This is a genomic window from Myxococcales bacterium (assembly GCA_016712525.1).
Classification (GTDB): domain Bacteria; phylum Myxococcota_A; class Polyangia; order Polyangiales; family Polyangiaceae; genus JAAFHV01.
Genome location: JADJQX010000007.1, coordinates 2,825,313 through 2,840,807, shown reverse-complemented (window position 1 = coordinate 2,840,807; position 15,495 = coordinate 2,825,313). Strand labels below are relative to the sequence as shown.

The window sequence follows — 15,495 nt, the reverse complement described above, 5'->3', positions numbered from 1 at the left end:
CCATCGCTGACACACGGGCGCGGCATGCACACGACCGAGCTGTGGCGAAGCTCCCTGCTTGGGGTGTCCGGCTCGATGCGTATCGTGCTCGTGCGCGCCGCCGTCGCCGTGTGCAACGGGCCGAGCGCCACCCCGAGGTGCTCGGCGACGTAGCCTGGGGTACCCCGAGCAGTACCCGGAGATGCCTAGGTGGGTGCCCGGAGATGCCTCGGGGGGTACCCTCGGGTACCCCTGGAGGTACCCTCGGGTACCCCTGGAGGTACCCTGAGGTACCCCTGGAGGTACCCTGAGGTACCCCTGGAGGTACCTACGCCGCGACCACCGACCCCTGCGCTAAGTCCGCGAAACCAGGTCAGGAGACCCACCGACGTTCGCGCCAAGTCCGCGAAAGGACGTCAGCGCTTCTTCGTCTTCTTCGGCGCGGGCTTCGCCTTCTTCGCAGGCTCGGGGCGAACATCGTCGGTCGCGGTGGCCCTATGGCTGTGAGCGCTCCGCGCCACGCTGCGGCCGAGCACCTCGGCGAGGTAGCGCCCCGTGTGGGACGTCGGGTGGGCGGCCACGTCTTCCGGGGTGCCCGCGACGACGATCTCGCCGCCGCCGTCGCCGCCGTTCGGGCCGATGTCGACCACCCAGTCGGCGCACGCCACGACGTCCAAGTTGTGCTCGATGACGACCACCGTGTTGCCTTGGTCGCGGAGGCCCTGGAGCGCTACGAGCAGGATCTCGATGTCGTCGAAGTGGAGGCCCGTCGTGGGCTCGTCGAGCACGTAGAGCGTCTGCCCCGTGGCCTTCCGGGCGAGCTCGCGCGCGAGCTTCACGCGCTGGGCCTCGCCTCCCGAGAGCGTCGTCGCGGGCTGGCCGAGCGTGACGTACCCGAGGCCCACGCGCATGAGCGCCTCGAGCCGGTCGCGCACCTTCGGCACCACGTCGAACGTCGTGAGGGCTTGCTCCACCGTGAGATCGAGCGCGTCCGCGATGCTGAGCCCGCGGTATTTCACCTCGAGCGTCTCGCGGTTGTAGCGCCGGCCGCCGCACGCGTCACAGGCGACGAAGATGTCCGGGAGGAAGTGCATCTCCACGCGGAGCACGCCGTCCCCTTGGCAGGCCTCGCAGCGCCCGCCCTTCACGTTGAACGAGAAGCGCCCCGCCTTGTAGCCGCGGCTCCGCGCCTCGGGCAGGCCCGCGTAGAGCTCGCGCAGCAGCGAGAACATGCCCGTGTACGTCGCCGGGTTCGAGCGCGGCGTGCGGCCGATGGGCGCCTGGTCGATGCTCACCACCTTGTCGACTTTGTCGAGGCCTCGCACCGCGTCGCACTCGCCGACCGGGGCCTGCGCGCCGTACTTGGCGGAGCGCGCGGCGGGCAACAGCGTGTCGACGACGAGGCTCGACTTGCCCGACCCGGAGACGCCCGTGAAGCACGTGAAGAGGCCCAGCGGCACGTCGACGTCGACGTTCTTCAGGTTGTGCGCGCGGGCGCCCTGCACCGTGATGCGATCGGCCTTGGGCTTGATACGCTTCTTCGGAATCGGTAGCGATTTCGTGCCCTTGAGCCACGGGCCGGTGACCGAGGTGGGGCTCTCCATGAGCTCCTCGGGGCTGCCTTGGGCCACGATGGTGCCGCCGTGCACACCCGCGCCGGGGCCGAGGTCGACCACGTGGTCGGCCGCGAGGATGGCCTCGCGATCGTGCTCGACCACGAGCACCGTGTTGCCGAGATCGCGGAGCCTCTGCTGCGCCTCGATGAGGCGCGCGTTGTCGCGGGCGTGGAGGCCCACGGAGGGCTCGTCGAGCACGTAGAGCACGCCCACGAGCGCGGCGCCGATCTGCGTCGCGAGGCGAATGCGCTGACCCTCGCCGCTCGAGAGCGTCTGCGCGCTGCGGTCGAGCGAGAGGTAGTCGAGGCCGACGTCGATCAAGAACCCGATACGACCGGCGACGGCGCGAAGGAGCGGCTCGGCGATCGTGCGCTCGCGCGGGCTCATACCCTCCGCGTCCTGACCGAGGGTCTCGACGAGCTTCGTGAGCTTGGAGAGCGGCATGCGCCCGAGCTCCGAGATGTCCATCCCGCCGAGCTTCACGGCGAGCGCCTCGGGGCGGAGCCTCCGGCCTTTGCACGCGCTGCACGTGCGGACCACCGCGAAGCGCCCGAGCTCGTCGTCGGCGATGCCGCCCTCGTCGGTCGTGTCGCCGTCGTCCTCGGCGTCGGGGGTCGGCGAGGTGTCTCCGAGGCGCGCCTCGAGCCGCGGGACGATGCCCTCGTAGACGTGCGCCGCGCGCTTCTTGCCGCGCTTCTCGGGGGACTCTTCGCTGGGCGTATTCCCGAAGAGAATCAGCTTCTTGTGCTCGTCGGGCAGCTTGCTCCAGGGCACGTCCGGGTCGACGCCCAGGGCGTCCTTGGCGGCCTTGCATTCGGTGGCCAGGGCGACGCTCCCGCGCCTTCCCCACGCGAGCACGACGCCCTCGCGGAGGGTGCGCTGCGGATCTCCCACGACGCGCTCCGGGTCGACCACGGTGCGCGCGCCGAGGCCGTCGCACGCGGGGCACGCGCCGTGCGGCCCGTTGAACGAGAACATGCGCGGCTCGATCGGCGGGAGCGACACGCCGCAGTCGATGCACGCGAAGCGCTCCGAGAGCCAGAACGGCTCTTTGCCCTCGGGCAGCACGAGCAGGCGACCCTCGCCGAGCTCGAGGGCGAGCTCGACGCTGTCGGTGAGGCGGCCGCGGACGCCCTCTTTCAAGACGATGCGATCGACCACCACGTCGAGGTCGTGGGGTTTTTGCCGATCGAGCTCGATCTCGTCGCCGAGGTCGACCACCTGGCCGTCGATCCGGGCGCGCACGAAGCCCTCGCGGCGCAGGCGCTCGAGCTCGAGCTTGAGCTCGCCCTTTCGTGCGCGGCACACGGGCGCCAGGATCGACAGGCGCGAGCCCTCGCCCATGGCCTCGACCCGGTCGACGATCTGTTGGACGGTCTGGGCCTCGATGCGCTTGCCGCAGCTCGGGCAGTGCGGGACGCCCACGCGCGAATAGAGGAGGCGGAGGTAGTCGGCGATCTCGGTCACGGTGCCGACGGTCGACCGAGGAGACTTGGACAGCGGACGCTGCTCGATCGCGATCGCCGGGGACAGGCCGTCGATGCGCTCGACGGCGGGCTTGCCGAGCTGCTCGAGGAACTGCCGCGCGTACGCCGAGAGGGACTCGACGTACCGGCGCTGCCCCTCGGCGTAGATGGTGTCGAACGCGAGCGACGACTTGCCCGATCCGCTCGGGCCCGTGAACACGACGAGCTTCCCTCGTGGCACGGAGAGCGACACGTCCTTCAAGTTGTGTTGGCGGGCGCCAACCACCACGAGGCGGTCCATGTCCTCGGGTTACCACGCTTTTCGGCAACCGAGGCGAACTTGGGTCGGGTCTTCCGCCGATTTAAGTCGAATGGGTGAATCGTCGGCCAGGGTGCGACCGCGCGACACCCAAGAAAAAAGCGCCGGACCGAGGGGAGCTGCTCGCGCTCAGCTCGCGCGGGAGAGGGCGCCGAGGAGATCGGCGCTCAACGCCTCGTGGCCCTCGAGCCCGACCGAGACGCGGACGAGGCCGTCGCCGATGCCGGCGCGCTCGCGCACGTCGGCCGGCATGGTCGAGTGCGTGGTGGAGGCCGGGTGGACCACGAGGGTGCGGGTGTCGCCGAGGCTCACCGCATGGGTCGCGAGGCGGACCGACTCGAGGAACCGGGCCCCGCGCCTCACGGCGTCGCCGCCCGAGAGCTCGAAGGAGAGCAGCGAGCCGAAGGCGTGCATTTGCCGCCTCGCGAGCGCGTGCCCCGGGTGCGACGGGAGGGACGGGTGGTGCACACGTGAGACGAGCGGCGAGCCCTCGAGGACCCGGGCGAGCGTGGCGGCCGTACGGCACGCCTGCTCTTGGCGAAGCGCGAACGTGCGGAGCCCTCGAAGCACGAGCCACGCCGTGAGCGGCGAAACGACGCCTCCCATGCCCTTCACGACGAGATCGCGCGCCCGCGACACGAGCTCTCCCTTGCCGGAGAACGCGCCGGCGATCACGTCCCCGTGGCCCGACATCGCCTTGGTCATGCTGTGCACGACGAGGTCGGCGCCGAGGTCGAGCGCGCTCTGGCAGAACGGGGTGGCGAAGGTGCCGTCGACCACCACCGTTGCCCCTTTTTCATGGGCAAGCGTCGCGATCTCGCGCACGTCGAGGAGGCCCAGCGTAGGGTTCTGCGGGGTCTCGACGTAGACCACGGCGGCGCCCTCGCGGAGCGCCTCGGCGTACGCGCTCGTGCTCGAGTCGACGAACGTCGTGCGGACCCCGAACCTGGGGAGGCGCTCGCGGAGCAGTCGGGCCGCCTCGGCGTACATCGAGCGAGGCGCGATCACATGGTCCCCCTGCCCGGCGAGGCTCATCACGGCGCCTGCGATCGCGGCCATGCCGCTCGCTGTGACACACGCGTCCTCGGCGCCTTCGAGCGCGGCGACCTTGGCTTCGAGCGCCTTCACCGTGGGGTTCTGCCACCGCCCGTAGATGTAGGCGTCGTTCTCGCCGCGAAAGGCGCCCGCGGCTTCGTCGGCCGACGCGAACCCGAACGCGGACGACATCACGATGGGGACGTCGAGCGCGTGGGTGTGAGGATCGATCTCTTCGCCTGCGTGCACGGCGAGTGTCGTCAAGGCTTCGCGCCGGAGCGCGAGGGCCGCGTCGTAGGGAATGTCGGTGGGGATCACGCGGGCAGTCTACCCGACGCTGGCGGGCCCGCCGCGAACGACGATCACGCGCGTTTGTTCAGCGCGACGACGAGGCCTCCCGCGATGACGAGCGCCATGCCCAAAAAGGCCGTCGGGCGAGGGATCTCGTGGAGCCAGGCGGCCCCGAGCCCCGCGCTCACGGCGACCGCGAGGTAGCCCACCGCGGCCACACGCGCCGCGCGCTCGAGGGCGTACGCGCGTGTCATGCAGATCTGCGCCACGCCCGCCGCCACGCCCGCGAGCACCATGTAGAGCGCATCGCGCGGGCGAGGGAGGGCGAGCGTCGGCAAGGAGAGGAGGGTCATCGTCGCGGCCGCGAAGAGAGAAAAGTGCACGGCCACGGCCTCCGGAGACTCCGTCTTGCCGAGCTTCCGGAGCATGATCATCGCGAACGCGGCGAAGATCGCGGCGAGCGTCGCGACCCCTCCCGTGAGCCACGCGTCGGGCGTGTGACCGTGCCCACCGAAGAGGAAGGAAGGCCGGAGGAGCAAGATTGCGCCCCCGAGCGACACGACGAGCGCGACGAACACCCGGCCCCCGGTGCGCTCGCCGAGGAGGTGGGGCGTCAAGAACGCCAGAAACACGGGCGTGAGGTTCAAGAGGGTCGTCGTGTCCCCGAGCGGGAGCCCGCGCCGCGAGAGCGCGTAGAACGTGCACACCATCGACGCCGTGCCGAGCGCGCTCCGCCACCACATGCCCGTTTTGTCGCGGGTCGTGAGGCGCGCGCCCCTCGCTCTCGCCACGGCGAACGCGATGAGCGCCCCCGTGAAGGCGCGGGTCGCACCGACGTGCGCCCACGGCACCGCGCCTCCTTCACCCACGAGCCGCGCGAAGAAGTTCATCGTGGCGAAGAGCACGGCGCTCGCGGCCATCCACGCGTAGGCCGCACGGCGCTCTTCCCATGTAGGAGTGGGTGCGGGAGAGACCTCCACGCGCGCGACACTAGCAGCCTGTTGGCTTTTCGGACCGAGGCCGTTCGACGTCCGCGCCCGAACGCCGAGGCGCGCGCGGAACCTACTCCCTCGTCAGGGACTCCCAAGGGTCGTTTTGTAGGTGAGCACGACCCTTGGAAGTCCCCGACGGGGGACGCACCGCAGGATCGGAACGAAGGTGGTCGGGATGCGGCGCCGACGCCCCTTGGAAGTCCCCGACGGGGGAGCGGCCGACGCCCCTTGGAAGTCCCCGACGGGGGACGGGAGAAAATCAACGGAATGCTATGACGAGGGCGCGCGATGCGCGAGCGCTGATTCCAGCCGGCGCGGGCGCGAGGTGCAAAAGGCCCCGTCCGTCCCCGGCCCGGTCCGTCCCGGCTCGGTGGGCTCGGTGGGCTCGGCGGGCTCGGCGGGGGACGGCTCATGGCCCTCGTCGCAAACTGCGAGGTGCCTTCGCACTGTGGTACGGTCGTAGAACCCGGCCGCGCGCGATCGTTCGACGGCCACGAGGAGCCATGCTCAAAGTCGAGTGCGAGTCCTGCAAGGCGCCCTACCAGATCGACGAGCGCCGAGTCCCCAAGGGCGGGCTCAAAATGCGTTGTCCGAAGTGCGGGCACTCGTTCGTCGTGCAAAACCCGAACGAGCCCGCGGCCGCCGCGCCCCCTCCCGCTGCGCCTGCGGCTCCCGCGGGTCCGCAGCGGATCCCGTCGTTCACCGGCGCCCTCGATGGCATCGATCTGCCCGCGCTCGCGTCCGACGCGGGCCTCCCGGCTCCCGCCAAAGGTGCGCCGGCGAAGCGCCCCGCGCCCATCGCGAAGCCCGTGGCCGCGCCGCCTCCGGCCCCGGCAGCGGCCGCGGCCGCCCCGTCGGCTCCCCCGGTCCCCTCGTTCGACGGGTTCGGCTCGGTCGAGGACGATCTCCCCGCTCTCCCGGGCTTCGGTGACGTCGGCGGGTTCGGCGAGATCGACTTCCCCATGGCGAAGCCCGCGGCGGCGCCCGCACCGTTCCCGGCGGCGCCGAAGCCGCAGTTCGGCGAGGTCCGTGAGCCTACGGGTGTCGGCCTCCCGGCGCCCGTCGCGCGGCCCGCCCCCTCGTTCCCCAAGGCCGCGCCCGTCGCGCCCGCGCCCCCTCCGCCTGCTCCCTCCGCGCCCCCGGCGTTCGGCGACATCGGCGACGTGGTGGGGCTGCCGGCCGCGCTCGGGCCCGCTGCCGGTCTGCCGATGCCGAAAGCCGCACCGCCGCCCGCCGCCGCTCCCGCGCCCCACGCGGGCGGGTTCGGTGACGTCGGGGGCTTCGGCGACATCGGCCTCCCCGCGGTCCATGGCGGCGGCGCAGGTCTCCCGTCGGTGGGCGGAGGTGGAGCGGGTCTTCCGTCGGTCGCCGGAGGCGGAGCGGGTCTCCCGTCGGTCGCGGGAGGCGGAGCGGGCCTCCCGGCGGTGCATGGCGGCGGAGGCGGAGGTGGCGGAGATTTTGGCTTCGGCGAGCTCGACCTGCCGAGCCTCATGAGTGATCTTCCGGGCCTCGGGGGCGCGGGGCTGCCGATGCCCGGCGGCGCAGGCCTGCCGATGCCCGGCGGTGCGGGGCTGCCGATGCCTGGCGGTGCGGGGCTGCCGATGCCCGGCGGCGCGGGACTGCCGATGCCCGGAGGCGCGGGACTGCCGATGGCGACCGGTCCAGGGGGCTACCTGCCGGCGACGGCCGATCAACAGGGCCTCCTCCCGGGGCAAGCGAACCTGCCCTCCGCCTCTCAGGGCAACTACCTCCCTTCGATGGCGCAAGGGCAGGGTCTCCTGCCGTCCCAGTCGAACCTCCCCATGCCCATGGGCGGCTTCGGAGACATCGACCTGCCCGTCGCCCAGCAGTCGCTCGGGAGCGGCTTCGGGGATCTCGACATCGGCGGCGGCTCTCAAGGCTCGGCCGGCGGAGTCGGCTTCGGCGAGGTCGACCTCGGCGGGGGTGGCGGCGGAGGAGACATGTCGTCCGACGCGCTCCTCCCCGGAGCGAGCGGTCCACGTCCCGCCGTCAGCGGCGGCTTCGGGGCCGATCCGGCGAACCCGAGCGTGCCTCCACCACGCGCTCGACCCACGCGCTCGGCGCAAGGGAGCGGGGGCTCGAGGGCCCCTCGTATCATCGCAGGACTATTGGCTTTGTTCGTGATCGGGGGAGCCGCCCTCCAGGCCACTCCCTACGGCGCGTTCGGCTACCTGGCCATCAGCGACGCGCTCCACTCGAGCGAATACAAGAAGACCACGCAGCAGGCTGCCACGCAGGCCCGCACGTCGCTCGCGAAGGACGTCTACGGCGACGCGCGAAAGGTCGCGTCCGACCTCGTCGCGACCCAAGCGAAGAACCCCCGTGCGCGGCAGCTCGCGGCCTACGCGGCCCTCACCGAGTACGCCGTCGAGCTTCGGTTCGGCATCGTCACCGAGCACGCCGCGAAGGCGTCGTACCTCCTCGGCACCATCCCCGCGAAGACCGACGTGCCCTACCTCTCGGCGGCCCAGGGCGCCCGCGAGGCCGTGGCCGGCAAGTACGACGAGGCCCGGGCGCTCCTCGACGCGGCCGCCAAAAAAGACCCGAACGACCCCGTGCAAGACGACATCCGCTTCGTTCGGGGCGAGCTCGAGCTCGCGGCCAAGAACGCCGACGCGGCGATCTCCGCGTTCTCGGCGGCAGGGCAGGGGGCCTCGCCTCGCGCGCACTTCGGGCTCGCGCGCGCCTACCTCCTCAAGAAGGACAGGGCGAAGGCCGAGGCCGAGGTCGAGGCGACGCTCAAGGGCTCGCCCGAGCACGTCGGCGCCTTGCTCGCGCGCGCGCGGCTCGCGTGGTCTCTCCACCGCGACGAGGCCGCGTCGCTGAAGGATCTGGCGGTCATCGTCGACGGCGTGGCCAAGCCGAACGCGTCGCCGGGTGAGCTCTCCCAAGCGTACTCCCTTCGCGGGTGGGTCATGCTCACGGCCAACCGCGCGAGCGACGCTCGCACCGCCTTCGAAGAGGCGCGCAAGCTCGACGCCCGCAACACCTCGGCCCTCATCGGCGAGGGCGAGCTCCTCTACGCCGACGGTCGCTACACCGAGGCGATCTCCCGCTTCGAGGAGGCCGTCCAAAAGAGCCCGGACGACGTCGACGCCGTGTGCGGCGCCGCCAAGACCAAGATCGCCCTCGAGCGCCTCCAAGACGCGAAGACCCAGCTCACGGCCGCGCGGAGCACCTTCAAGAGCGAGATGGCCGTCGCCCTCTGGCTCGGCAAGGCCGAGGACGCGCTCGGAAACAAGTCCGTGGCCGAGAGCGAGTACAACGTCGCGATCGCGCTCGCGGATCCGGCCCTCCCGAACGCGGTCGAGCCGTACGCGGCCCTCGCCAAGCTCCTCGCAGCGCAGGGGCGAACGACCGAAGCGCTCCAGAAGCTCGAGCTCGCGAAGAGCAAGCTCGTCGACACCCCCGCGCTCCAGCGTGCCTTCGGCGACGTGCTCGCGGCGCAGGGCAAGTTCGACGACGCGATCGGCCACTACCAGAAGGCCCTCGCCAAGAACGAGAACGACATCGCGACGCACTTCCGCCTCGGCCAGGCCTACCGGAAGATGCGCAAGATGGACCTCGCGAGCGCCTCGCTCGAGAAGGTCGCGGCGGTCGACAAGGAGTACCCCGGCCTCGCCCTCGAGCGCGGCATGCTCTTCGAAGAGTCGGGCGACGTACAAAAAGCCCTCGACCAGTTCCAAGGTGCGCTCGCCAAGGCGCCCACGGATCTCGATCTCATGCTGCGCGTGGGCGCAGCTTACGTCGTCATCGGGCAGACCGAAGAGGGCGTGAAGATGCTCACCAAGGTGTTCGAACAGCGCCCGAACAGCGCCGAGGCGAACCACTTCCTCGGTCGCGCGTACCTGCGTCAAGGTGGCCTCCAGACGACCGCCGCCATGCCGCGACTCCGCCGCGCCGCCGAGCTCGATCCGAACCGGGCCGAGTACCACCTCTACGTGGCCTGGGCGGCGAACGAGGCCACGCAGCCCGACGTGGGCCTCGCCAGGAAAGAGATCGATCGGGCCCTCGAGCTCGACTCGACCTTGGCCGACGCGTACTGGCAGCGCGGCATCGTGAACTTCAAGCAGGCCGCCGTGAAGGACGCCGAGAAGGACCTCCGCAAGGCGCTCGAGCTCAAGCCGAACCGCATCGAGGCCCACGCCACGCTCGCCGAGATCCTTCAGCACGGAAACAACGACGCCGCGGCCCTCGCCGAGTGGGCCATCGCGACCACCGCCATCCCCAAGAACGCGTACTGGCGCTACCGCTACGGCTCGCTCCTCCTCGAAAAGGGGAAGAGCGCCGAGGCCGTCGGGCACCTCACGTTCGCGCTCACCGAGGGTGGCCTCCAAGCGCCTCGGCCGGGCTGGCTCTACCAAGCGGCCTTCGCGGCGGCCGAAGCGCAGCGCAAGACCGGAAAGAAGGCCGAGGCGATCGAGAGCTACAAGCGCTTCTTGGAGCTCGCGCCCTCGTCGTCGCCCGATCGCGCCGACGCGATCCGGGCGCTCAAGCAGCTCGGCGGACCCGTGCCCGAGTGACGGGAGTACGTCGGGTCGGTTGAGATAACTCCCCGAGCCTACTGACTTATTTCGTGGTGCCCCACCTCAGGGCGGGGCGGCGCGTCTCTCCGCGCGTGCACGATCGACGGCTCGGGCGAAGCGCGCGAAGTCCTCGACCGAGAGGGTCTCCCCACGCCGTCCGAGATCGATACCGCACTCGGCCGCGCACCCGTCGACCACGTCTCCGAGGGCGGCCCAGGCGTTGCGGAGGGTCTTTCGGCGCATGGCGAACGCGAGCTTCACGACGCTGCGCAAGGTCTGGTCTTCGATGGCGCGTGGCACCGGCGTCGGGGTGAGCGCGACGACCGCGCTCGTCACCTTGGGAGGGGGATGGAACGACCCGGGCGCCACGCGGAAGAGGCGGACCACGTCGAACCGCGCCTGCGTGAACACGGTGAGCGCCCCGTAGTCCTTCGTGCCCGGCGACGCGACGAGCCGGTCCGCGACCTCGTCTTGGACCATGAACACCGCTCGCGCGAGGCTCGGCGCGAGCCCGACGGCGAGCTCGATGAGCTGCCCGGTGATTTGGTAGGGCAAGTTCCCGCAGAGCACACGAGGCTCGGGGAGCTCTGCGAGCAGCGAGGAGAGGTCGGTGTGGGCGGCCGAGGCCTCGACGAGCCGGAACGTCCCACGCTCGGCCTCGGCGGCGAAGAGCCCGTTCAGCACCGGCACGAGGTCGCGATCCCGCTCGATCGCGACGACACGGCCGGCCTTCGCGAGCAGCGCGGCCGTGAGCGCGCCGGTCCCCGCGCCGATCTCGAGCACGCTGGCCCCGCCGAGCTCGCCCTCGGGCACACACGCCTCGGCGATCTTGGCCACGACGCCCGCGTTGGCGAGGAAGTTCTGGCCGAAGCTCTTCTTGGGGCTAAGGCCATGATGTTTAAGAATATTTCGTGGGTCTTGCGCGGTCATGAGCGGGCCTTTTCTTTGACGATGGGCTCGGGCTCTTCGCTCGGCTTCGAGCGCACCTTGACCGGCCGTAGACGAATTCCGAGGGTACGCAGGCGCTTCTCGGCGCGGCGTTTTCCGGCGCGGACGCGGGTCGAAACGGCCTCGGCGACCATGCGGCCGACCTCACGCTCCGTAGCCGACGCGGCGACGTCGGCGAGGCTCGCGTCGAAGTCGGGCAGGTGGAACTGCACGTCGACGCGGTGTTTCTTGAGCTTCACGAGCGCGCGCTCGGTCGCGCCGTCCGGGATCGGGGCTTGGGCGAAGACGTGCACCACGCTCGGCACGGGCCGCTCGGTCAGGAGCCGCTCGAGGGCACGACCGAGCTCGCGGTCGGTCGCGTCACGTTCGCCCTCGAGCTTGGGCGGCAGCTCGATCCCGAACGCGGCGCAGTAGTGGCGGAGGCGCTGCTCGCGCGACGTCTTGGCGAACGGAGGCCTCGGGACGAAGGGTGCCCGCGAACGCAGGGCGTCGGCCTTGGCCGCGAGCGCGTCGAGGTTGCCCCGCGCGACGTCGGCGAGGCCTCCTGCGTCGAGGGGGCGCGCGTGCTCCGCCACGCGGGTCGCGACCTCTTGTTCGTCGAGCTCGCTGCGGTCGGAGTCGGTCATGTTCGCGGCGCTCGCGAGGGCCGCGGCGATGCGCCCGAGCTGAGCTGCGCCCTCCTCGGCCGGGACCCACGAGCGGACGCGCGAGGCCACGACGGCCATGCCTACGAGGTCGCCGCGCGTGAGGTAGCGCGTCGCCAGGGCGCCGACGATGTCGCCGGTCGCGTCGAGGGGCGCCACGCCAGGCGCGCCGGCCCAGAGCTCGACCGAGGCGTCCACCACGAGCCACACGACGTCGCGCTCCTCGCGCTCCATCTCGCGCACGACGAGCTTCCGCCTCTTCGCGCTCGCCTTCCACGCGATGCGCTTGAACGGATCTCCGGGCACGTGGTCGCGGAGCTCGCGGAGCTCGTCGCTCTCGCCGCGCGCGTTCCCGGCGCGCCCGCGCACCGACAGGCTCCGTGAGCGGCCGCCGCGAGGCGACTCGATCGCCGCGAGCAGGCGCGGGGGCAGCACCTCGACGCCGTGGGGGTTCGCGAAGAGGAGCGGCACCTCGTAGAGCCCTTCGCCTCCGCCGGGCGTGCCGCGCACCTCGAGGGCCACGCCGTGCACGCCCCAGCGCCCGATGCGGTTCGCCTTGATGCGCACGTCGAGGCGCACGCGCGAGCCGGCGGGGAGCTCGATCGCTTGGGGATCCATCTCCGCCGAGAGCATGCTCGACACGATCGGGCGGAGGCTCACGGCGCGCGCGTCGTCGCTGCCGCGGTTTCGCAGCTCCGCCTCGAGCACGAGCTCACCCCCGCGCGCCACACGCGAGACACGCCGCGCCGTGGTCCACACCATCTCGAACCCCGACGACCGGATCCGCGCCACCGTCGCGTGTGCGAGCACCCGCCCGAGCGCGACGGCGAGCACCATGGCGCCCCCGAACGCGCACACCGCGGCCTCGCGGCCGACGATGCCCACGACGACCATGGCCGCGCCGGCGAGCGCCACGTGAAATGCGGGTCGTGTGGGGTGGAGTTGCATGGTGTGCGATGAATCGAGAGCCTTCGGTCGGGCCTCTCAGGCCGGCCGCGCTCCTCGGCGGTAGCCCACCTTGGAGAGCGACTCTTCGATGATCTGCTCGCGTGCTCGCGAGTCTCCCTCGAGCTCGGCCGAGAGCACGAGCCTGTGCGCGAGCACGCTCGTCGCCACGGCGCGGACGTCCTCCGGGACGACGAACGCGCGCCCCTCGAGGAGCGCCTTGGCCTTCGAGGCCTGAACGAGGGCGAGCGTCGCGCGGGGGCTCGTGCCGAGCGTGACCTTCGGGTGCGCCCGCGTGAAGTGCGAGAGCGCCACGCAGTACTCGAGGAGGTCGTCGTCCACGTGGATGCGCGCCGCGAGGTGCTGCAGACGGAGCACGTCCTCGGCCGTGAGGAGCGGCCGCACGGTCGGCGCGTCGATGCCGTGGAGCTTCAACATGTGCGCCTCTTCGCGCGCCGTGGGGTAACCTATCGGCACGCGGACGAGGAAGCGGTCGACCTGCGCCTCGGGGAGCGGGTAGGTGCCCTCGAGGTCGATGGGGTTCTGCGTGGCGAGCACGAGGAAGGGCGCCGGCAGCTCGAACCTGTCGCCTTCGATCGTGACCTGCCGCTCCTGCATGGCCTCGAGCAGCGCCGATTGCGTCTTCGCGGGCGCGCGGTTGATCTCGTCGGCCAAGACGACGTTGGCGAAGATCGGGCCCGCGCGGAGGGAGAACGTTCCGTCCTTCGGGGAGAGCACGTACGTGCCGGTGATGTCGGCCGGGAGCAGGTCGGGGGTGAACTGGATGCGCCGAGACGAGCACCCGAGCGCCGACGCGAACGCCTTCACGAGCGTCGTCTTGGCGACGCCCGGCACGCCCTCGAGCAGCACATGCCCGCGCGCCATGATCGCGACGAGCATCATGTCGGGGGCCCGGCTCGAGCCCACGTAGATGCGTAGGATCTCGCGGCGAAGCTCCTCGATGCGCTCCTTGGCGGCCGAGATTTCCGACGACGACACTTGGGTGCTCATGCGCCCGCCTTTTGTTCCGACACGTTGCGCTCCACTTCTTGCACGATGCGCTTCACCACGGCCGATGCCTCGGTGAGCTCACGATCCTTGTACGCGGGCGAGAGGCCGCCTTTCAGCGAGAGCACGGTCGTCTCGACGGTGGCCATCTTGAGGAGCAGCGCGCGCAGGGCGGCGAGACCCGAGGCGTCGAGGAGGCGCCTCTGGGTCACGATGGCCACGAGCTCGGACTGCGGGGGCAGGGCGTCGAGGCCGAGGGCCGCGCAGAGATCCTCTTCGAGGGCGTGTTTGAGCTCCAGCATGGCGAGCACACGCGACGCCTGGGGCGAAGCCACGACCGCCGCGTGACCTGCGACGCCGCCGTGGCCGACCGGCCCGAGCTTCCGCGTGAAGCGAGGCATCTGCGGCTTGTGCACCTTCGCCGCGCGGGTGGCGACCCACACGACGACCGACAGGCCCGCCCCGATGGCGAGCGTGAAGAGCATGGCCGGTGGCATGCCCTGCGTGCGGATCCCGTCGACGAGCTCGCGCAGGGCCTTCAGCGCTTGGTCGACCTCCGAGTCGCCTCCGCCGAACTTTCCGCGCGACGAGAACCCGCCCGCGACGAGGTAAATCTTGCCGTTTCGTGCGCCCCACGTGTCGTCGTCGAGCGCGTAGTGCACGAGGCCCTTCGCGAGCGCCTTGTTGCCGGCGAACCGGAGCATCGCGTTCATGACCATCGACGGATCCGAGAGGATGAGGAGCCGCCCCTTGCCCACCGCGCCGGCGACGCCCACGGGCACGTCCGCGCCGTTCGGGTCGGCCGAGCGGACCTTGAGCACCGGTGAGAGATCGGGGTGCTTGATGCCGGTCGCGTGGTTCGTCACCACCCGCTGCACGTCGGCCACGACGGGATGCGCGCTCGCGGGCTCGGCGAGCGCGAGGCGAGGGTTCTTTCGGAGCATCTCGGCGGGCCGGTCGGGGAGGGGGACCCGCTCCATGCCGAAGTGACGTAAGAGCCCGTCACCTTTGCCGAAATCGTCGAGGAGGAGCACCCTCCCGCCCGCGTGCATGAACTTGGCGAGCTCGGCGGCGTCGACCACCTTCTCGGGGTGCAGCATGACGACCGCGTCGACCGGCGTGATCGCGGCGAGGTCGAGGGTGTCGGCCACCACCACGTGGCTCTGCCCTACCTCGGCGCGGGCCAGGCGCACGAGCTCGGAGCACCCCTCCCAGTCGACGCCGCGAAGGTCGAACGGGCTCCCGGCGCGCGCGGACGAGGGCACGAGCGCGAGCACGACGAGCACGAGCGCACCCACGAGCGCCCGCGCAGCGCGAAACGCCGCGCCGACGGGGACCGTCGAGCTTGGGGGCAGGGGGGAAGACACGTGGGAGCCGAACGTTATCAAGGGAGTACACCCGGAAACGCCGTTTTTTGGGGCCCGTCTCGGGTGCTTGACCAGGTGTTGCCCATTGCTAGCCTGAAAAGGTAGCCTTAGGTTCGCGGTGTCGGTCGTCCCCCCCGCGCTTGGAGGACCCCATGCTCCCTCCCTTCATCATCGAGCAAATCCGGAAACGCGAAGAACAAGAGCGAGCACGGCACGAGCAGCCGGTCCTCGAGCTCCCTATCCCACGCCCCCGTATTCCCCGCAGCAGCGAGGGCGTGGCCGAAGAAGAATCCAACCGCGGAGTCGTCATCCTCGAGATGTGAACGCTCCCACCCCGA

9 protein-coding genes are annotated in these 15,495 nt (G+C 71.1%); 2 read left to right on the top strand and 7 right to left on the bottom strand.

The window, feature by feature from the left end:
* Positions 1 to 395: 395 nt before the first annotated feature.
* From uvrA to IPK71_29040, 3 genes are all read right to left on the bottom strand, one after another.
* A complete protein-coding gene (uvrA, locus tag IPK71_29050) occupies positions 396 to 3,362 on the bottom strand; it encodes an excinuclease ABC subunit UvrA (GenBank protein ID MBK8217794.1) in 2,967 nt (988 codons plus the stop codon).
* A gap of 147 nt (positions 3,363 to 3,509) precedes the next feature.
* On the bottom strand, positions 3,510 to 4,679 hold the full coding sequence (locus tag IPK71_29045) for a PLP-dependent transferase (protein ID MBK8217793.1): 1,170 nt from the start codon (positions 4,677 to 4,679) through the stop codon (positions 3,510 to 3,512).
* 98 nt (positions 4,680 to 4,777) lie between these two features.
* Entirely contained in the window at positions 4,778 to 5,686 is a 909-nt protein-coding gene (locus IPK71_29040; GenBank protein ID MBK8217792.1) for a DMT family transporter, read from the bottom strand.
* Positions 5,687 to 6,201: 515 nt separating this feature from the next.
* On the opposite strand from IPK71_29040, the gene IPK71_29035 reads away from it, so the two are divergent.
* Positions 6,202 to 10,242 (top strand): zinc-ribbon domain-containing protein, encoded by a 4,041-nt coding sequence (locus IPK71_29035; GenBank protein MBK8217791.1) that lies wholly within the window; start codon positions 6,202 to 6,204, stop codon positions 10,240 to 10,242.
* A 66-nt stretch (positions 10,243 to 10,308) separates the two neighbouring features.
* Here the strand turns inward: IPK71_29035 and rsmA are convergent, their stop codons facing one another.
* From rsmA to IPK71_29015, 4 genes are read right to left on the bottom strand one after another with little or no spacing between them, the layout of a single operon-like run.
* Complete coding sequence (gene rsmA, locus IPK71_29030; GenBank protein MBK8217790.1) at positions 10,309 to 11,175, bottom strand: ribosomal RNA small subunit methyltransferase A; 867 nt, start codon at positions 11,173 to 11,175, stop codon at positions 10,309 to 10,311.
* Positions 11,172 to 12,785, bottom strand: coding sequence for a DUF58 domain-containing protein (locus IPK71_29025; GenBank protein ID MBK8217789.1), 1,614 nt, complete (start codon positions 12,783 to 12,785; stop codon positions 11,172 to 11,174). The genes rsmA and IPK71_29025 overlap by 4 nt, the downstream gene beginning before the upstream one ends.
* Positions 12,786 to 12,821: 36 nt before the next feature.
* Positions 12,822 to 13,793: a MoxR family ATPase gene (locus IPK71_29020; protein ID MBK8217788.1), complete on the bottom strand. Its 972-nt coding sequence runs from the start codon at positions 13,791 to 13,793 to the stop codon at positions 12,822 to 12,824.
* Entirely contained in the window at positions 13,790 to 15,157 is a 1,368-nt protein-coding gene (locus tag IPK71_29015) for a DUF4350 domain-containing protein (GenBank protein MBK8217787.1), read from the bottom strand. Before IPK71_29015 ends, IPK71_29020 begins: the two co-directional genes overlap by 4 nt.
* 152 nt (positions 15,158 to 15,309) lie before the next feature.
* Here IPK71_29015 and IPK71_29010 point away from each other — a divergent pair, with 152 nt between their 5' ends.
* Positions 15,310 to 15,480, top strand: a complete 171-nt coding sequence (locus IPK71_29010; GenBank protein MBK8217786.1) for a hypothetical protein — start codon at positions 15,310 to 15,312, stop codon at positions 15,478 to 15,480.
* Positions 15,481 to 15,495 lie beyond the last annotated feature (15 nt).